This is a genomic window from Cellulomonas sp. zg-ZUI22 (genome assembly GCF_017353535.1).
Taxonomy (GTDB): Bacteria; Actinomycetota; Actinomycetes; order Actinomycetales; family Cellulomonadaceae; genus Cellulomonas; species Cellulomonas wangleii.
This window is the reverse complement of the sequence record NZ_JAFMUZ010000001.1, coordinates 317,611-335,926: the sequence shown is the minus strand read 5'-3', so window position 1 is coordinate 335,926 and position 18,316 is coordinate 317,611. Positions and strand designations below refer to the sequence as shown.

17 protein-coding genes are annotated in these 18,316 nt (G+C 70.5%); 6 read left to right on the top strand and 11 right to left on the bottom strand.

Translation table 11 applies throughout. The features are described from left to right. Positions 1–172: 172 nt before the first annotated feature. Together J1G43_RS01505 and J1G43_RS01500 are read right to left on the bottom strand one after the other, a co-directional pair. Positions 173–604 (bottom strand): VOC family protein, encoded by a 432-nt coding sequence (locus tag J1G43_RS01505; protein WP_207377802.1) that lies wholly within the window; start codon positions 602–604, stop codon positions 173–175. A gap of 788 nt (positions 605–1,392) precedes the next feature. After that, a complete protein-coding gene (locus tag J1G43_RS01500; RefSeq protein WP_207340026.1) occupies positions 1,393–2,253 on the bottom strand; it encodes an alpha/beta fold hydrolase in 861 nt (286 codons plus the stop codon). A gap of 849 nt (positions 2,254–3,102) precedes the next feature. Here J1G43_RS01500 and J1G43_RS01495 point away from each other — a divergent pair. The 3 genes from J1G43_RS01495 (at position 3,103) to J1G43_RS01485 (ending at position 5,532) form a co-directional block, all read left to right on the top strand. Further along, positions 3,103–4,140, top strand: a complete 1,038-nt coding sequence (locus J1G43_RS01495) for a hypothetical protein (protein WP_207377801.1) — start codon at positions 3,103–3,105, stop codon at positions 4,138–4,140. A 250-nt stretch (positions 4,141–4,390) separates the two neighbouring features. Beyond that, a complete protein-coding gene (locus J1G43_RS01490; protein ID WP_207369709.1) occupies positions 4,391–4,813 on the top strand; it encodes an NUDIX domain-containing protein in 423 nt (140 codons plus the stop codon). A gap of 71 nt (positions 4,814–4,884) precedes the next feature. Then, positions 4,885–5,532, top strand: a complete 648-nt coding sequence (locus J1G43_RS01485) for a GNAT family N-acetyltransferase (RefSeq protein WP_207340031.1) — start codon at positions 4,885–4,887, stop codon at positions 5,530–5,532. Between the two features lie 126 nt (positions 5,533–5,658). On the opposite strand, the gene dnaB is transcribed toward J1G43_RS01485, so the two are convergent. Beyond that, a complete protein-coding gene (dnaB, locus tag J1G43_RS01480; RefSeq protein ID WP_207377800.1) occupies positions 5,659–8,247 on the bottom strand; it encodes a replicative DNA helicase in 2,589 nt (862 codons plus the stop codon). A gap of 482 nt (positions 8,248–8,729) precedes the next feature. Between dnaB and J1G43_RS01475 the strand changes: the two genes are divergently transcribed. Next, positions 8,730–10,022: an MATE family efflux transporter gene (locus J1G43_RS01475; RefSeq protein ID WP_307859510.1), complete on the top strand. Its 1,293-nt coding sequence runs from the start codon at positions 8,730–8,732 to the stop codon at positions 10,020–10,022. 64 nt (positions 10,023–10,086) lie between these two features. Here the strand turns inward: J1G43_RS01475 and J1G43_RS01470 are convergent, their stop codons facing one another. The 8 genes from J1G43_RS01470 to J1G43_RS01435 all read right to left on the bottom strand — a co-directional run bounded on the left by J1G43_RS01470 (position 10,087) and on the right by J1G43_RS01435 (position 16,018). Beyond that, positions 10,087–10,305: a hypothetical protein gene (locus J1G43_RS01470; protein ID WP_207340033.1), complete on the bottom strand. Its 219-nt coding sequence runs from the start codon at positions 10,303–10,305 to the stop codon at positions 10,087–10,089. 132 nt (positions 10,306–10,437) lie between these two features. After that, positions 10,438–10,851: a hypothetical protein gene (locus tag J1G43_RS01465; RefSeq protein WP_207377799.1), complete on the bottom strand. Its 414-nt coding sequence runs from the start codon at positions 10,849–10,851 to the stop codon at positions 10,438–10,440. Positions 10,852–11,053: 202 nt separating this feature from the next. Beyond that, a complete protein-coding gene (locus J1G43_RS01460) occupies positions 11,054–11,356 on the bottom strand; it encodes a hypothetical protein (protein ID WP_207377798.1) in 303 nt (100 codons plus the stop codon). 237 nt (positions 11,357–11,593) lie between these two features. Beyond that, a complete protein-coding gene (gene rplI / locus J1G43_RS01455; protein ID WP_089802863.1) occupies positions 11,594–12,043 on the bottom strand; it encodes a 50S ribosomal protein L9 in 450 nt (149 codons plus the stop codon). A 14-nt stretch (positions 12,044–12,057) separates the two neighbouring features. Then, complete coding sequence (gene rpsR, locus J1G43_RS01450) at positions 12,058–12,294, bottom strand: 30S ribosomal protein S18 (RefSeq protein ID WP_062101988.1); 237 nt, start codon at positions 12,292–12,294, stop codon at positions 12,058–12,060. A gap of 76 nt (positions 12,295–12,370) precedes the next feature. Then, positions 12,371–12,910, bottom strand: a complete 540-nt coding sequence (locus tag J1G43_RS01445) for a single-stranded DNA-binding protein (protein ID WP_207340036.1) — start codon at positions 12,908–12,910, stop codon at positions 12,371–12,373. A 93-nt stretch (positions 12,911–13,003) separates the two neighbouring features. Next, the gene (gene rpsF, locus J1G43_RS01440; RefSeq protein WP_207340037.1) at positions 13,004–13,297 is read right to left on the bottom strand and encodes a 30S ribosomal protein S6; all 294 of its coding nucleotides are present in this window, start codon (positions 13,295–13,297) and stop codon (positions 13,004–13,006) included. 201 nt (positions 13,298–13,498) lie between these two features. Beyond that, entirely contained in the window at positions 13,499–16,018 is a 2,520-nt protein-coding gene (locus J1G43_RS01435; RefSeq protein WP_207377797.1) for a penicillin-binding protein, read from the bottom strand. Between the two features lie 361 nt (positions 16,019–16,379). On the opposite strand from J1G43_RS01435, the gene J1G43_RS01430 reads away from it, so the two are divergent. Beyond that, complete coding sequence (locus tag J1G43_RS01430; RefSeq protein WP_207340039.1) at positions 16,380–17,018, top strand: PadR family transcriptional regulator; 639 nt, start codon at positions 16,380–16,382, stop codon at positions 17,016–17,018. Then, positions 17,015–18,109, top strand: coding sequence for an inositol-3-phosphate synthase (locus tag J1G43_RS01425; protein WP_207340040.1), 1,095 nt, complete (start codon positions 17,015–17,017; stop codon positions 18,107–18,109). The genes J1G43_RS01430 and J1G43_RS01425 overlap by 4 nt, the downstream gene beginning before the upstream one ends. The last annotated feature ends 207 nt before the right edge of the window (positions 18,110–18,316 follow it).

The window sequence follows — 18,316 nt, the reverse complement described above, 5'->3', positions numbered from 1 at the left end:
CGAGCCTGCCGACCGCGCGGCGCATCCGCCTGCTGCTGTCGAGATGCACGGCAGATTGACCGCTGCTGAGCGTCATACCTTGCCCGCTGGCGCCGATGTGGCCACGTCGCGGATGACCCGAACGGGCGTCCCACGGCCCCGCACCTCGGGACCTGGGCCCCGGCGTGCGCCGTCAGGCCAGGCCGTCGGCTGCCATGAGCGACAGACCCATGGGGCCCGGGTTGTACGCGAGCTCCCACCGGAACCCGTCCGGGTCCGCGACGTACGCCGAGTACCCGCCCCACTCGCGCCAGACGGGCGCGTGCACGAGTGCACCACCGGCTGCGATCACGTCAGCGACGGCAGCGTCGACGGCCGCAGGAGTCGGCACGTTGTGCGCGAGCACGAACGGCGCCTCCCCCGGCGGCGTGCCGGCCGGGCCGACCTCGTCGACGAACGAGGCCGCACGCCACAGGGACAGCACGAGCGTGGGCGACAGCCTCACGAACACGACCTCGCCCGGCACCTCCCCGAGCACGGGCCAGCCGAGCCCGTCGACGTAGAACCGGCGGGAGCGGGCGACGTCCTGCACGGCGAGTGTTACGAGGTTCACGCGCGCGTCCATGGCGTGACCCTAGGCCCGGGCACCCCCTGGTGCGGGCGGAAGCAGCCTGAGGACAGGCAGTCGGGGTGTCATCGAACCCGACCGGTCGAACAGCGCACCCGCGGACGCCCGGTACGTCAAGCGGTGTACTCGATCGGGTCACCGCGGATCTCCGGAGCAGGTCTGGACAGCCCAGACATCGACACCGTTGAGTCGGGCTACGGCGACGACAAAGGACGGGGCAGCGCAATGGCATCTCGACAGTCGTCTGTCGAGATGCACGACAGATTGACCGGGCGCGAGCGCCGTACTTTGACCGAACGGCCACCCGGCTGAAGCGGCATCCAAAGTAGAAGTGGGCAGCGTGCACGCGGTCGAGGGCACGCCACCGAGGCCTGCGAAGCCGCACTCAGCTAGTTCACCGCCGCACTGCCCGGTGAAGCCGTCGTACTCACCACCCAGACCGCGAACGAGCGGTCGATGCGCCTTGCCGCGAGGCTGGGGTTTGTCGAGGTTGAGCGGTTCGAGGCGTACAACGCCGAGCGGTGGTTCGGCAGGTGGACCCCATCCGCAGCGACCGGCTGAACCTGGTCCGCACGGGCCGCGGCGCGCGGAGATCCGGAGGTATCGGGTAGTCAAACGAAGACGAGTGTCCAGACAAACAACCTTGCATCTCGACATACGGCGCCGACTGGTCGTCGTCCAGCTCAGCGGACAACAGTTGCCGCGGTCGAGCCTCCCGGCGCGGGGGAGCATCGGGGAACCCGTGCGACGGTCGGAGTATCAACTTCTGGACGGCGCCGTCATCATCAGGCGGGAAGGAAGCCAGTGAGCGCATCGGTGAGCGCGTCGGGCGCCTCCTCCGCAACATGATGCCCGGAGTCGATGCCGTTTCCGCGCGCGTCGGAAGCCCAGTTGCTCCAGATCTCCAGCGGATCGCCGTACAACAGCTCCAGGTCGTCGCGGAGCGACCAGAGGACGAGGAGCGGCATCTCCAGGCGGCGTCCCGCGGCCTTGTCCGCCTCCTCATCGATGCGGTCGATGGTCAGGCCCGCGCGGTAGTCCTCCAACATCGCGCGCACCACCCGCGGATCGTGGATCGCTCGGCGCCACTCGGCGTGGTTGTCGGCCCCCATCACCCGCGGGTCACCGTGGTACCAGGCGTCGGGGTCCGCGGAGATGACCCGCTCGGGGACGTCGGGCTGCGCGAAAAAGAACCAGTGCCACCACCTCGTCGCGAAGCGGGCATCTGCGCGAGCGAGGTGCTCGCTGATCGGGATGCAGTCCATCAGGACGAGGTGGTCGACACGCTGCGGATGATCGAGCGCCAGACGCAAGGCCACGTAGCTTCCCCGATCGTGCCCGACCAGGTGAAAGCGGTCGTGGCCGAGCCTCGTCATCAGCTGCGCCACGTCGCCAGCGACCGCCCGCTTCGAGTGGGCACGGTGATCCGGCGTTGGTGCAGGGCCCGTCGAACGGCCATATCCCCGCAAGTCCGGGCAGACGACTGTGAACCCCGCGGCCACCAGCCGCGGTGCGACCGCGTGCCAGGTCGCTCCCGTTCGTGGATGACCGTGCAACAGCAGCACGGGCGGCCCGTCGCCGCCGTGCCTGACGTGGAGGGTCGCTTCGCCGACGGCGATGTCCTCGATGGTGAAGTCCTCAAACACGGCTCCATGATGGCGACCCTCGGCGCATACGGCGCGGCCAGAGCTCAGAGGCCACTAGCGGGGGTTCACCCGATCGATCGCGGTAACCGTGGTGGGACGCAACTGGGTTGTGTGACGGTTGTGTGGCACACATGTCGGCCACTCCTCGGGTGCGCGTCCCGCGCGTCGACGGCTAGTTTGTTAGGACTTCGTATTTAATGTTTCGGGTGCGGACATTTAAAGTAGGCCGCATCTCGACACCCGATTCTCAAAGTATTGTCGAGATGCGGGACAGGCTGACGGCCGGCGCGCGGCATACATTGAGCAAGCTGGCGTGGTGAGCCGAGATCACTCAAGGTGCGGCCCACCAGACAGTGCCCATGGCGTCACCTCGTGACCGCCGTCGCGCTCTGGTCTCTTGGGCAGGACTGCGCCTCAGCAACTGTCCCTGTCACCCGTACCAGCGGAGTGCCCGTTCGCCATGCATCGGCTGACGATCCGATGTCAGTGGCATATGCCATCGTCATGCCGTGCGCGGAAGTGACGTCGTCCAGTTCGCTGCTGACGGGCTGCCAACACGATGGCGGCTGGCCGTCGGCTCTATTGCCCTTGGACTACTGCTCCTGACTGGGACCTTCGACGACGCCGTGTTGTGGTTCATTCAAGACGTCGCCGCTGGGATCACTGAGGACCTCGTGCGCCCGCTGACAGAGCACCTTCGTCAGACGGCCACCTCCTAGATCAAGGCCGGGGCGTATGCAGCGCGTTTCGACGACTCACGCGTCATGTTCGACGCTTGGCGCCCCGGGGATGTGTCGTGCTCGCGCGGTCCGCCAGAAAGTACGCCAGCGACCAGCAGAGGAGAAGTAGATGGGCCCAGTCCAGCCGGTGTGCATCTACCTCGACATGAATATCTGGGTCGACCTCGCACGCGGCCTCAAGGCTCGCTCGGGCCCTTGGCACGAAGTCGCGTCACGACTCGCGGACCTGCGAGCCGATGAGCGTGTCGTTCTGCCGCTCTCCGGCGCCCACTACCGCGAGCTCTGGCATCGAGGCAGTGCGGCATCACGAGAACAGGTGGGCGCGGTCATGCGCGACCTGAGCGGATACCGCACGCTCGGGGCGATCGACGTCGTCCGGCGCCTGGAAATGGATACCTACATCGAGCGATGGTTCCACGGGACGACTCGCGCCACGACCTCCGCCGAGGTGCTGGGCATTGGGGTCAACCACGCGTTCAACTCGAAGTACGGCCGGCTGCGGTTCGTGGAATCCATCGCTACCTCAGAGTCACCCGAGGGTGCACCGACCAGTCCCCCGCCCGACTGGCACGACTCGGTCGCAGCGGGCCCGGCGTGGGAGTGGTTCAGCCTTGTCGGCGGCGACGAGTTCCTGAAGCGCGATGGCCTCGATCGTGCACCGGCGCATCGCGACGGCGACTACTGGATGGAGCGCGAGCTTCGGTTCCGCGAGGACCTACGTGCCGTTCCTGCGATGCGGCGGCGCTTGTGGGATCTCATCGTGGTGCAGGAGATCCAGACGATCACCGACGAGCTGAACGAGGCGTGCCTCGACGCTGGCGTGAACCCATATGGCCTCTTCTTTGCGCCGCCAGCGACCGACCCATCGAGCGCCATGAAGGCCCTGGTCGCCGGGATCCCCACCGTGCATGTCTTCGCCACGTTGCGCCAGCTGAAGCACCGCGACGCCAATCACCCGTGGGAGCAGCACGACCTGTCCGACCTGATCGCGTTGGCAACGGCAGTGCCCTACTGTGACGCGGTCGTGACCGAGAAGCGCTGGGCACACCTGCTCACCGCGTCAGGGCTATCCGAGACCTACCAGACACGCGCCGGGTCGGGACTCGCCGGCATGCGCGCAGTGTTGTCGCTCGCCGAGGACGCGTGAGATGAAGGTGCGGGAGGCTGGCAGCTATCGACGCCGGTGTCGAGATGCAGGGCAGATTGACCGGGGCCCAGCGTCCTACTTTGACCGGCTGCTCCTGCGCGGAGAGCGTTGGTCAAACTAGCCACGAAGAGTCCAGTGGCGTCGCGCCCACGCTCGGCCCCGGCGAGAACCGATCTCCCGGCTGGCCCGATAGCACGGCGCAGCACGCTACTTTTCGTACGTGCCAAGCGTCCGAGCTATCGCCCTCGCAGTGATCCGTCGGCCCGAGACCGGGCAGCTCTTCGTCGATGAGGTCGTCGAACCCGGAACAGGACGGATGTTCCATCGTCCGGCCGGCGGCGGTATCGAGTTCGGCGAGAAGGCCTCGCGGACCCTCGAGCGCGAGTTCCTCGAGGAGTACGGGCTCGCGATCACGGTTGGTCGCCAGCTCGGTGCACTCGAGAACCACTTCACCTACGCCGGTCAAGCCGGTCATGAGATCGTCCTCGTGTTCGACGCTCAGTTGGCGCACCCGGCGGACTACGAACCGGACCGAAGAACCTGCCTCGACCAGCCCAACGTCACCGGCGTCTGGCGATCACCTTCTGAAGATGCAATCCCGCTCTACCCCGACGACCTCGCCGGCCTACTGGAGGCGGATATCACCACGCATGTCCCGGCGGACGTTCCCTAGGCATGTTGGGAGGGCGTGCCCGGGCGCGGACTGGAGCGCCCTCCTCAAGCTTGAGTCCTAGCCCGAACCGCATGTACCCCGGCCAGCGGCTGAGCCGGATGGATGTCGAGATGCGGAAGGGACTGACAGTCCACTCAGCTCCGCCCGATAACGTCGTGCACATGGCTGGCTTCGCCGATTTCCGACCCGGTGCGGAGCATCGCCCAGCGCAGGTCGCCGTGCGGCCGGCCGCACTGGGGGATGTCGACGCCATGCAGGAGATCCAGCGGCGAGCGGGCAGGCCAGCTCATCCGGATGCGTACCGGCGCGCGGTGGAGAACCCGGACTGCTGCGTCCTTGTCGCGGAGTGCTCGTCGCAGGCGGGTGACCCGATCACCGTCGGCGGGGCCCAGACGTACCTTCACGCCGCGGTAGTAGATGCAGCACCCACGGGTCACTACCTTGGCGGCGTCACGGTCGACCCCTCGTGGCGGCGAAGGGGCATTGCTCTTGCTCTGACCGAGGTGCGCGTGCAGTGGATCGCGGACCGCGCAGACGAGGTCTTCTACGTCGTGAATCCGCGCAACCTGGCATCGATCGAGCTGCACCGTCGCTGGTCCTACGAGGAGGTGATGCGCTCGTCGCATCTCACGGGCGTCGAGTTCTCCGGCGGGGTGGGGATCCTGATGCATGCGGCGTTGGCCGAACGCGCTGCCTCTGACGACGCCGTCCTGCGGTAGCCCTCCGCCCGAGCGAGCGGGTCACCCGAGTACCCGCTGCCGTACGTACTTAAAGTATCCAGGCCCGACTTTCAAACTATCCTGCATCTCGACATCTCGACAACACGTCGACACCTACAGCCGCCACTACATCTGCATGTCCACGAACCGCGAGTAGTGCCCCTGGAACGCGACGGTGATGGTGTCGGTGGGTCCATTACGGTGCTTGGCAACGATCAGATCAGCCTCACCGGCGCGCGGAGATTCCTTCTCATAAGCGTCTTCACGGTGCAGAAGAATGACCATGTCAGCATCCTGCTCAATTGATCCCGATTCGCGAAGGTCGCTCATCGCCGGCCTTTTATCCGTGCGCTGCTCGGGACCACGGTTCAGCTGCGAGATCGCGATGACCGGGACCTCGAGCTCCTTGGCGAGCAGCTTGAGCGCACGCGAGAACTCCGAGACCTCCTGCTGGCGGGACTCGACGCGCTTGCCGGACGTCATCAGCTGGAGGTAGTCGATGACGACCAGCTTCAGGTCATGACGCTGCTTGAGGCGCCGGCACTTGGCGCGGATCTCCATGAGCGACATGTTGGGCGAGTCGTCGATGAACAGCGGGGCCTCGCTGATGCGGCCCATGGTCGCGGCGATCTTGGCCCAGTCGTCCTCGCCCATCGCGCCCGTGCGCAGCTTCTGCAGGTGCACGCGCGCCTCGGCGGAGAGCAGTCGCATGGTGATCTCGTTGCGGCTCATCTCGAGCGAGAACACGACGGCGGCCATGTTGTGCTTGATGGCGGCGGACCGCACGATGTCGATGCCGAGCGTGGAGTTGTGCGTCGGGATCATCGACTCGCCCGCGAGGTACAGGTGCGAGGAGTGGGAGATCTCGACACACCGCACCGGCACCGACGCCACCGGCTCGACGGACACGACGTACCGCTGGTGGAGACGCGCGGTCGACCGGCGACGCCGCTCCTTGTGGACGAGCTTCTTGCGCTCGAGCGCGAACACGTCGTCGTCGGTGGTGAACGTGATCGTGAAGCACGTCGACGAGGCCGCGGAGCGGCCGCGGACAGGCTTGACGGACCACCCGGTCCGGTACCCCAGCGAGTGGACGAGCTCACGCACGTCCCGCGCCAACCGCTCGTCGGTCACCGCGAACTGCACGGACCCGGTCGGGTTCACCGTGCCGTCCGTGTCGAGCAGCCCTGCCAGCAGGTCGCGCCGCTGTGCCTCGCTCGCCCGCAGGTAGTCGAGCGGGATGTGCTTGCGGCCCAGCACACCGAGGGTGCGCAGCCGTCCCTGCACGGTGCCGTACCGGTCGTGGCAATCCTGGCAGCGCACGAGTCCCGTGGTCTCGACACCACAGTCAGGACACGTCGGGGCGGGAACCGGGCCGGAGAGGGTCTTGACCCGCCCACCGCACGACCGTCCGCACGTACGCACCTGCGAGCGCGCGGGCACGAAGTCGGTGCCGCAGACCTCGCACTGTCGCGTCGCCGTCGTCTCGCGCGGGAGCCGCACGGTGTACAGGTCGGCGGCGCGGTCCTGCCCGGCGGCACGCACGTCGTACCCCCGCCCCTCGACCCGCATCGCGATCTCCGGGTCGGCACTCGTGAACCGGGCCGACGTCGAGTGCCCATCGCCGAGCCACACGCCCAGGAGGTACGGGTCGACGAGCAGCTCTCTGGCCGGCAGACGCAGCGGGCCCGTGGTCGCGACGGAGTGGTTCGCGCGCACGTCGGCCGTCACGCACCGGACGGTCTGCGCGAGGTCCTCGGTGGTCCGGACGGAGCCCTCGGCGCCCACCCGTCGCTCGGACCGGGTGCGCGTGAGCCACTGGTGCTGCGCGTCGGCCACGATGGTCGAGCCGTCGTCGAACATCACGCGGTAGCAGGGGCGGTCGACCATGACGTCGGTCGCCGCGACGACGCGCGTCACCGTGCCGTCGGCGGCCAGGAGCTGGTCACCGACCTGGACCTCGCCCATGGTCGTCCAGCCCGTGGGCGTCGGCAGCGGTGTGTCGAGTGCCAGGGCCTTACCAATTGCCGGCCGCGCCGCCACCACGATCATCTGCCCCGGGTGCAGCCCGTTCGTCAGCCGGTCGAGGTCCGCGAACCCGGTCGGGACGCCGATCATGCCCTCGCCGCGGTGCCCGGCCCGCTCGATCTCGTCGACCGTGCCGCCGATGACCTCGGACAGCGGCAGGTAGTCCTCGGACGCGCGGCGCTCCGTGACGGCGTAGACCTCGGCCTGGGCGTTGTTGACCAGCTCGTCGACGTCGCCGCCGTCGGTCGCGTAGCCGAGCTGCACGATGCGGGTGCCCGCCTCGACGAGCTTGCGCAGGATGGCGCGCTCCCGCACGATCCGCGCGTAGAAGCCGGCGTTGGCCGCGGTGGGGACGGCGGCGATGAGGGTGTGCAGGTACGCGGCGCCGCCGACGCGGGTCATCTCACCGCGCTTGGTCAGCTCGTCGGCGACGGTGATGGCGTCGGCGGGCTCACCGCGGCCGTACAGGTCGAGGATCGCGTCGTAGATCGCCTCGTGCGCGGGGCGGTAGAAGTCGGTGCCCTTGATCTGCTCGATGACGTCGGCGATGGCGTCCTTGCTGATCATCATGCCGCCGAGCACGGACCGCTCGGCCTCGAGGTCCTGCGGTGGGGTGCGGTCGAAGCCGCCGCCGCTGCTGCGTCCGCTGTCCGGCGGCGCGCCGTACTCGAGGTCCTCGATGGTCACCTGTCACCTGCTCCTGCTCGTCCCCACCCGTCGAACGCCTGTTCTACCGGGCCCCTCTGACAGTCACCCACGAGCGGTCCCCTCCGGGACGACCACATCCACCGGGGACCTGCCCTCGCGAGGCTAGGCCGCGAACCCCTGGGACCCAAACGGGTGTGTGCACAGGTCGGTGGACAGCCTGTGGACAACCCGTTCGACCTTGTGTGCACAGGTTGGGGATACACCTGTGGACAGCGACGGATCTGCGGCTCGGCACAGGCTCCGACCGGCACTTACGCTGTGCACGTGCTGTGGAGCGAGGAAGATTCGTGCCGCGTTCACCTGGTGGACGCCTGAACCGCCCGTCGGACACCCCCGGACCCGCGTCGCCCGACCCGACCAACTCCGCTGGGCCGCACGGGGGACGCCCGACCGACCCCGCTCCCCGCACTCCCGCCGACGCGCCGGCCCGGCCGACCGACCGCACCGGCGTCGACCGGCGGATCCTCGCCCTCGCCGTCCCGGCCCTCGGTGCGCTCGTCGCGGAGCCGCTGTTCGTCCTCGTCGACTCCGCGATGGTCGGCCACCTCGGCACCGACGCGCTGGCCGGGCTGGCCCTGGCTTCGACGGTGCTGGTGACGGTCGTCGGGCTGTGCGTCTTCCTCGCGTACGCCACCACCGCCGCGGTCGCCCGACGTCTCGGCGCCGGCGACCCGCGCGGCGCCCTGCAGACGGGCGTGGACGGCATGTGGCTCGGCGCGGGCCTCGGGCTCGTGCTCGCCGCAGCGACGTGGGCGGCCGCCCCCTGGCTCGTCGCGGTGCTGGGCGCCGACGGCGACGTCGCCACCCAGGCCGTGAGCTATCTGCGCTGGTCCACCCCCGGCCTGCCCGGCATGCTCCTGGTGCTGGCCGCCACGGGTGCGCTGCGGGGCCTGCAGGACACGCGGACACCCCTGGTGGTGGCGGCGTCCGGTGCGGCCGCCAACGCGGCGCTGAACGCCGTCCTCATCTACGGGGCGGGCCTCGGCATCGCCGGGTCCGGGCTGGGGACCGCCCTCGCTCAGCTCGGCATGGCGGGCTGGCTCGTGGTGGTCGTCGTCCGGGGGGCGCGTGCGGCCGGCGCGAGCCTGGCACCGGCAGCCGGCGGCGTCTGGGCGAGCGCCCGCGCCGGCCTGCCCCTGCTGGTGCGCACCGCGACGCTCCGCCTGGCGATCCTGCTGACCGTCTGGACCGCGACCGGCCTGGGCCCGAGCGCCCTGGCCGGGCACCAGGTCGTCAACGCGGTGTGGGGCCTGGCGGCCTTCGCGCTCGACGCCCTCGCGATCGCCGCGCAGGCGCTCGTGGGGCACGCGCTGGGCGCCCGCGACGTCGCCCGGACCCGGGCCGTGCTCCGCCGCACCCTGCAGTGGGGCGTCGGGGCGGGGGCCGTTCTCGGGCTCGTCCTCGGCGGCCTGGCTCCCTTCTACGTCCCGCTCTTCTCACCCGACGCCGACGTCCAGCGCGCGGCCGTCACCGGTCTCCTCGTCGCCGCCGTCGCCCTGCCGATGGCCGGGTGGGTGTTCGTGCTCGACGGGGTCCTCATCGGTGCCGGCGACGGGCCGTTCCTCGCCTGGGCGGGGGTCGCGACCCTCGTCGCGTACGTCCCGGCCGCCCTCGCGGTCCACGCGTGGGCCCCACCCGGAGCCGCCGGGCTGGCCTGGTTGTGGGTGGCGTTCGCCGTGGTGTTCATGGCCGCCCGCGCCGTCACCACAGGGCTGCGGGCACGGGGTGACACCTGGATGGTCGTCGGCGCCTGATCCCCGCGCCGTGCGCATGGCTCCGGCCGGTGCGTGGACGCGCACCGGCCGGACCACCGACCGGTCAGGCGCGCTCGACGGACCGCCGCCGCCCGCGCTCCACGGCCACGGCCGCGACGCCCACGGCGAAGCACGCGATCGCCCCCACGACGAGGCCCGTGCCGCGGGCGGTCGCGTCGTTCTGGCCCAGCAGCAGCAGCACGAACCCCACGGGGGTCACCGCGGCCCACAGGTCGGCAGGGCGGAACCGGGCGAGGCGGGGCGTCGGACGCTGGTCGGTCATCTCGTCTCCTCGGGTCGGGGCCGGATCGGCGCACCCCTGACGCTAGGCCCGAGCCGTGCGTCCGCAGCACCGTCCGCGGACGGATCTGTCGCCTCCGTCCCCGGACGGAGGGCGCCTGCGCGGCCGGACGGCTCAGTCGCCCCCGCCCCCGCCCCCACCCCCGCCGTCGCCGCCGCCCCCGCCACCATCGCCCACGCCGTTGTCCGTCCCGGCGGCGTCCGACCCGGTCGCGTCGTCGGGGGCGGGACGGGCGTCGCCGTCATGGGCCGCCGCGCCGCCGTCCCCGCCCGTCGAGCGGTCGCGTCGGCCGTCCTCGGTTCCGTCCGCCTGCGCGCGGGCCTTCGCCCCACCGCCGACGCCGATCGCGAAGAAGACGACACCCACCGCGAGGAACGCGGTCAGGGCGGTCTCACCGCGCGCAGCACCGCTGATCCCGAGGACGAAGAAGACGACGCCGAGGGCGACGAACGCGCCGCTCTCCTGGTCGCTCCTCGGACGCTTCACGTCACCCTCGGGTGTCGTCCGGTCGTGCTGCTCGTCGGTCATGGCGTCCTCCCGCACGTCGTCGTGCGGGCCAGGCTACGGACGGCACCCGCCGCGCACACCGCTCCCGGGGAGGAGATGTCCGTCCGTCGCGAGACCGAGGAGCCCGCCACGGTCACCCCGTCCGTCGCGCGCGTCCGCGCGGGCGGCCGACCGTCCCGTCGTGTCGCCGGCGGGGATCCGGACTCCCCCGCCCGTGGTCGCGTCAGGCGGCGACGAGCTCGTCGGCCGCGTCCGACGGGGCGGCGGCTGGGCGTGGGGCGAGCACCCCGACCGACGCGACGGCCGCTGCCGTCGTCCGGCGCTCCCGCACCCCGCGACGCACGCGGACGACCGCCTCCGGCAGGATCGCCACACCCATCGTCACCAGCGCGATCGCCATGGGCACGTCGTGCGCCGCGCGCAGGACGCCGACGACGACGAGCCCGGCGCCCAGCGCGACGATCGCCGTGACCTGCGCGACCAGGGGGACGCGTGCGCCCTGTGCCCAGCCGTTCGTGGTGCCCATGGTCGCCCTCCTCGTGCCTTCGTCGGTCCCGCGCTTCCTCCCGTCGACGCTACGGGGCACCGTGACGCGTGCCGACCCCCCGCAGGACGACCTCGGGGTCCCTCTCACGGATGACGGACAGCGCCCCGCCACCCTCCGGACGTCGCACGCCGGCGTGCCCCGGCGGGGGCCCGGCAGACGACGAGGCCCCGCACCGCCGGAGCGGTACGGGGCCTCGTGGGCTCGCGGGAGCGAGGGTCAGGCAGAGACGACCTTGACGGTCACCGCGGCCGAGACCTCGGGGTGCAGACGCACGTGCACCGTGTACTCACCGGTCGACTTGATCGCCTGGGCGACCTCGATCTTGCGCTTGTCGACGGCCGGGGCACCGGCGGCCTTGATCGCGGCAGCGATCTCGGCCGTGGTGACGGCGCCGAACAGGCGGCCCGACTCGCCGGACTTGGCCGAGACGGTGACGGGGTTGGCCTGCAGGGAGTCCCGCACAGCCTTCGCGTCGTCGAGCGTGGCGATCTCGCGCGCCTTGCGGGCACGACGGATCGCGGAGACGTCCTTCTCGGCACCCTTGGTCCACGGCGTGGCCAGGTTGCGCGGGATGAGGTAGTTACGGGCGTACCCGTCCTTCACCTCGACGATGTCGCCAGGTGCACCGAGACCGGTGACCTCGTGGGTCAGGATGATCTTCGCCATGGGTCAGTCCTTTCTCAGCGGGCCGACGACGAGTACGGCAGGAGTGCCATCTCGCGCGCGTTCTTGACGGCACGGGCGATCTGGCGCTGCTCCTGCACGGAGACACCGGTCACGCGACGCGCGCGGATCTTCCCGCGGTCGGAGATGAACTTGCGGAGCAGAGCCGTGTCCTTGTAGTCGACCGTGTCGATCTTGGCGGCCTTCAGGGGGTTCTGCTTCTTCTTGGGCTTGCGGACGACGGGCTTGGCCATCGTGGTGCTCCTTGTCTGTGGAGCCCCGAGCGTTGCCGTGCTCGGGGATGAGAAGTTCAGGTGTGCGAGGCGCCGATCAGAACGGGGGCTCGTCGGAGTAGCCGCCGCCGGACCCACCGCCCGCGGGCGTGGCCCACGGGTCGTCGGTCTGGCCGCCACCACCGGAGGACGCGCCACCGCCGCTGAAGCCGCCACCGCCGAAGCCACCGCCGCCGCCGGACCCACCACCGAAGCCACCGCCGCCACCGGACCGCTGGGTCCGGGTGACCTTGGCCGTCGCGTACCGCAGCGACGGGCCGACCTCGTCGACCTGCAGCTCGTACACGGTGCGCTTCTCGCCCTCGCGGGTCTCGTACGAGCGCTGCACGAGGCGGCCCTGCACGATGACGCGGGTGCCCTTGGTGAGGGACTCGGCGACGGACTCGGCCGCCTCACGCCAGATGGAGCAGCGGAGGAACAGCGTCTCGCCGTCCTTCCACTCATTCGACTGGCGGTCGAACGTGCGGGGCGTGGACGCGACCGTGAAGTTCGCGACCGCGGCACCGGACGGGGTGAAGCGCAGCTCCGGGTCCCCGGTCAGGTTCCCGATCACCGTGATGGTGGTCTCGCCGGCCATGACGGCCTCCTCGCTCGTTCGGAAGGTTCGGCTGCGGCGTGACGCCGCGGATGCTGGGGCCCGACGCTAGCGACGGGCACCGACACGAAGGTCTCAGGCCTCGCGGCGCAGGACCTTGGTGCGCAGGACGACCTCGTTGAGGCCGAGCTGACGGTCCAGCTCCTTGGCCGTGGCGGGCGACGCGGTGAAGTCGACGACGGCGTAGATGCCCTCGGCCTTCTTCTTGATGTCGTACGCGAGGCGACGACGGCCCCACACGTCCACCTTGTCGACAGTCCCACCGTCGGTCTTGACGACCGTCAGGTACTTGTCGAGCGACGGGGCGACGGTGCGCTCCTCGATCTCGGGGTCGAGGATGATCATGATCTCGTACTGACGCAGGCTCATACCCACCTCCTCTGGTCTTCGCGGCCACGGTCGGTCCGTGGCAGGAGGGTCTCAAGCGTCTCGGCGTGCCCGGGTCCGACAGGTGTCGGGTGGTGGGCACGACGAACCGTCCCGTGAGGGACGGCGATCGCCCAGACTACCGGTTCCCGGCCCGCGGACCGAATCGCCCGCGGGACCGGTCACCCGGACGCCTGGTCGTGCTCAACGGCCGGCGGACCCGGAGGGTCCGCCGCCCGGCGAGCCGGCGGCACCGGCGCCGCCGGCCGTCGTGCCGCCCACCGCACCACCGACCGCACCGCCGACCGCGCCGCCCGCCGTGCCGCCGCCCGCCGCACCACCGCCGGCAGCGGCGCCGCCCTCGGGCGGGTCCGTGGGCGTCGGCTCGGGCGCGGGTGCCGGGGGTGGCGTCGGGGTGGGCTGCGGCGGGGGTCCGCTGGACACCACGATGGTGACCGTGGACCCGCCGGCGACGGTGGCACCCTCGCCCGGCTCCACGCGGATCACCCGCCCGGTCGGGACGGTGGTGGACCGCTCGGTCACCACGGCCGGCACCAGGCCCACGCCCTGAAGCGCACCCGCGGCGTCCGCCTCGGTGCGCCCGACGAGCCCACCCGGCACCTGCGCCTCGGCCGGCGCCTCGGGCTCCTCGGTCACCGCAGGCTCCTCGGGGGCCGTCTCGGTCGGGGCGGGCGTCGGCTTGCCACCGACGTTGGCCCGGGCCGGGAACTGCTGGACCTCCGCGTACTTCGGCTGCTCGAAGACCTGCTTCATGTAGTGGGACCACAGCAGCGCGGGGTAGGAGCCACCGGTGACGTCCTCGACCCGCCCCCAGGCGGCGATGGAGTCCTGCGCCTTGTTGTCCTCGCCGATCTGGGAGAGGGCGACCGAGGTCGCCAGCTGCGGGGTGTAGCCGATGAACCAGGCCGACTTGTTCTCCGTGGACGTGCCGGTCTTGCCGGCGATCGGACGACGCAGCGGCTTGACGTGGTTGCTGGCCGACCCGCGCTCGACGACCTGGGTCATCGCGTAGGTCGTGTCGGCCATCACGTCGGCCGCGAACACCTGCTCGCCGGTCGTGTCCGGCGACCACACCGACTCGCCCTCGATCACGGACTGCACGATGTGCGCGTCACGGTGCACGCCCTGCGCCGCGAACGTGGCGTAGGCGTTCGTCATGTCGAGCGGGTGGACCGTGTCGGACCCGAGCACGTTGGACGGGACGGTGGTCGGCTCGTTCGTCGCACCGGCGGCCTGCGCGACCCGGGCCGTCTCGGCCGGCCCGACCTCGAGGTTCAGCTGGGCGTAGACGGTGTTGACGGAGTCCGCCGTCGCCCTGACGAGGTCGATCGTGCCGTACTTGTTGGAGTTGGCGTAGTTCTGCACCCGCCAGGGCTTGCTCTCACCGATGTCGAACTCCTGCGGGGACCGCGCGTCGTACGTCGTGCCGAGGCCGATCCCCTGCTCGAGCGCGGCGACCAGCGTGAACGGCTTGTACGTCGAGCCCGCCTGGATCCGGTCGAACGTCGCGGTGTTGCGCGTGTCCGTGAGGTAGTCGGGCCCGCCGTAGAGGGCGACGATCCCGCCCGTGGCCGGGTCGACGGTGACGATCGACATGCGCAGCCGCTCGTGCGGCGTCGCGCCGTCGGTCAGCTCGCCCGCGCGCAGCTGCGCCGCCGACTGCACGGCCAGCTCCTGCACGGCGGGGTCGATGGTCGTGACGATCTTCAGGCCGCGGGTGCGCAGCTCGTCGGCGGTCCAGAACTTGGTCGCGAGCAGCTCGTTCTCGACCATCTCCAGCAGGAACCCGTTGGGGCCGCGGTACATCTCGGACTTCACGTACTCGATGGTCGGCGGGAAGGTCTGGGCGGCGCGCTCCTCGGCCGTCAGCCACCCACCGTCGACCATGCGGTCCAGCACGATCTCCCAGCGCTGCTGCGCCTTCTCGGGAGCGACGGCCGGGTCCCAGTTGTTGGGCGACGGGATGAGGGCCGCGAGCATCGCCGACTCGGCCACGTTGAGGTCCGCGGCGTTCTTGTCGAAGTACGACTTGGCGGCCGCCTGGATCCCGTAGGAGTCACGACCGAAGTAGATCGTGTTGAGGTACCGCCCCATGATCTGTTCCTTGGACTCGTTCTGGGCGATCTTGATGGCGAGGATCGCCTCCTTCGCCTTGCCCCAGTAGTCCTTGGTCGTGTTCTGGTAGTACCGCTCGACGTACTGCTGGGTCAGCGTCGACCCGCCCTGCGTCGGCTTGCCCTGGATGTTGTTGAGGAACGCGCGCGCCATGCCCGTGAGCGACACACCACGGTTGGTGAAGAAGGTCTGGTCCTCACCGGCCGCGACCGCCTGGCCGATGTGCGCCGGCAGCGTCGCGTAGTCGACGATCTCGCGCTTCTGCTTGGCGAACGTGCCCATCTCCGGCCCGGGCTGGCCCGGCTGCTCGCCGGCGAAGTACACGGTCGTCGTCTGGAACTCGACCTCGGCCAGCGGGTCGTCCGGGTGGATGAACGCGAACGCCGCGGCGCCCGCCCCCAGCACGAGGAACACGCCACCGAGGAACGTCCCGAGGACCACGCGCCACGACGGCAGCCACCGGTGCAGGCCGGTGTGCTCGCGGCGGGGGTAGTTCCAGAAGGGGCGGCGCTCACCGGTGTCGGAGGTGGGGCGACGCGTCGCGCGCCGGGCGCGCGGCGGCGCGGTTCGGCGGTTGCTGGCTGCCAAGGGGGGGACCTCTCGTGCGACGACGATGCGTTCGGCGCCCCCCGCGGCCCGTGTCCGGGCACGCCGGTCGGGCGCTGACGGGCCTCAGTATGGACGAACGCCCCGGACGCACCACCCGGCCCCGCGCCCGGGACGTCCGGTTCCGCACGACCCTTCACATGATCGGCACGCGCCACCGACGCTCCCTCGACGGATTCCCGACGCCGGCGCCTCCCGCGCCCCGCCCGTCCGATCCCCCACGGACGCGGCGTGTTGTGCGCGACGCCCCGTCCGGCATACTCTCCGGATGTATCGAGTTGATACATCGGATCCTGCCGCTCGCCGGGTCCGCGATCTGGACGGGCGAGACGAGGAGGATCAGGTGCGCGGACGTTCCGACGTGCTCGAGCCGGCCATCCTCGGCCTGCTCGCCGAGTCCCCCATGCACGGGTACGAGCTGCGCAAGCGGCTCAACCTCGTGCTCGGCTCCTTCCGTGCGCTGTCGTACGGCTCGCTGTACCCGTGCCTGAAGGGGCTCGCGGACCGCGGCTGGATCGTCGGCGTCGAGGCGCCGGACGACCGGACGGTGGCCAGCAGGCGCGCCCGGATCGTCTACCAGCTCACCGCCGAGGGCAAGGAGCACCTGCACCAGGTGCTGTCGTCCTCGGGCCCGGCGTCCTGGGAGGACGAGAACTTCGACGTCCGCTTCGCGTTCTTCGGCCAGACCGACGCCGAGACCCGGATGCGGATCCTCGAGGGTCGCCGCATCCGGCTGACCGAGCGGCTCGAGACCATCAGGCAGTCCTTCGCACGGACCCGCGAGCGCATGGACGAGTACACGCTCGAGCTCCAGCGCCACGGCCTCGAGCAGGTCGAGCGCGAGGTCCGCTGGCTGGACGACCTCATCGACAACGAGCGCGGCGTACGTCGCGCTCGCCCCGAGGGCGGTGGCCGTCCGGCCATCGCTGCAGACGACGCCGAGGGCATCTCCGAGGCGCAACACGAGAAGGAGCGAGGATGACCTCCATCCGCGTCGCCATCGTCGGCGTCGGCAACTGCGCCGCGTCGCTTGTCCAGGGCGTGCACTACTACCGGGACGCCGACCCGCAGGGCAAGGTCCCCGGGCTCATGCACGTGCAGTTCGGTGACTACCACGTGCGGGACATCGAGTTCGTCACGGCCTTCGACGTGGACGCCAAGAAGGTCGGCTTCGACCTGTCCGAGGCGATCTTCAACTCGGAGAACAACACGATCAAGATCTGCGACGTGCCCCCGCTGGGTGTCACGGTGCAGCGCGGCCACACGCTCGACGGCATCGGCAAGTACTACGCCGAGACCATCGAGGAGTCGGACGCCGAGCCCGTCGACGTCGTGCAGACCCTCAAGGACAACGCGGTCGACGTCCTGATCTGCTACCTGCCCGTCGGCTCCGAGGCCGCGGCGAAGTTCTACGCGCAGTGCGCGATCGACGCGGGCGTCGCCTTCGTCAACGCCCTGCCGGTCTTCATCGCGTCCGACCCGGTGTGGGCCGCGAAGTTCGAGGCCGCCGGTGTGCCGATCGTCGGCGACGACATCAAGTCGCAGGTCGGCGCGACCATCACGCACCGTGTCCTCGCGCGTCTGTTCGAGGACCGCGGCGTCATCCTGGACCGCACGTACCAGCTGAACGTCGGCGGCAACATGGACTTCAAGAACATGCTCGAGCGTGAGCGCCTGGAGTCCAAGAAGATCTCCAAGACGCAGGCCGTGACGTCGAACCTGACCGACGGCCCGCTGGCCGGCAAGAAGGACGACCGCAACGTCCACATCGGCCCGTCGGACTACGTCGCGTGGCTCGACGACCGCAAGTGGGCGTACGTGCGCCTCGAGGGCCGCGCGTTCGGCGAGGTGCCCCTGAGCCTGGAGTACAAGCTCGAGGTCTGGGACTCCCCGAACTCGGCCGGCATCATCATCGACGCGCTGCGCGCGGCGAAGATCGCCAAGGACCGCGGCATCGGCGGCCCCCTGCTGTCGGCGTCGACGTACTTCATGAAGTCCCCGCCGGTGCAGACCGAGGACACCGAGGGCCGCGTCAAGGTCGAGGCCTTCATCCGCGGCGACCTGGAGCGCTGAGCCGCAGCGCAGCGGAGGGTGCCGGCCCGGCGCGAAGCGTCAGGCCGGTGCCCGCAGCAGAGCGGAGGCTCGGCGCGACCACAGGTCCAGCGCTGACCCCGCTCCGCACCAGCTGACGCCTGAGGGGCTGCCGTCGCACGTCGACGGCAGCCCCTCACGTCTGTCCCCTCGCTCAGGGGTGCTCGACCACCGCCTGCGCACCCAGGC

Coding starts and splice junctions, on each gene's coding strand:
- J1G43_RS01465 (WP_207377799.1), bottom strand. CDS start 10,851: ATGACCGACGAGCAGCACGACCGGACGACACCCGAGGGTGACGTGAAG.
- rpsF (WP_207340037.1), bottom strand. CDS start 13,297: ATGAGCCTGCGTCAGTACGAGATCATGATCATCCTCGACCCCGAGATC.
- J1G43_RS01485 (WP_207340031.1), top strand. CDS start 4,885: ATGTACCCCGGCCAGCGGCTGAGCCGGATGGATGTCGAGATGCGGAAG.
- rplI (WP_089802863.1), bottom strand. CDS start 12,043: ATGGCGAAGATCATCCTGACCCACGAGGTCACCGGTCTCGGTGCACCT.
- J1G43_RS01505 (WP_207377802.1), bottom strand. CDS start 604: ATGGACGCGCGCGTGAACCTCGTAACACTCGCCGTGCAGGACGTCGCC.
- J1G43_RS01495 (WP_207377801.1), top strand. CDS start 3,103: ATGGGCCCAGTCCAGCCGGTGTGCATCTACCTCGACATGAATATCTGG.
- J1G43_RS01470 (WP_207340033.1), bottom strand. CDS start 10,305: ATGACCGACCAGCGTCCGACGCCCCGCCTCGCCCGGTTCCGCCCTGCC.
- J1G43_RS01460 (WP_207377798.1), bottom strand. CDS start 11,356: ATGGGCACCACGAACGGCTGGGCACAGGGCGCACGCGTCCCCCTGGTC.
- J1G43_RS01445 (WP_207340036.1), bottom strand. CDS start 12,910: ATGGCCGGCGAGACCACCATCACGGTGATCGGGAACCTGACCGGGGAC.
- rpsR (WP_062101988.1), bottom strand. CDS start 12,294: ATGGCCAAGCCCGTCGTCCGCAAGCCCAAGAAGAAGCAGAACCCCCTG.
- J1G43_RS01425 (WP_207340040.1), top strand. CDS start 17,015: ATGACCTCCATCCGCGTCGCCATCGTCGGCGTCGGCAACTGCGCCGCG.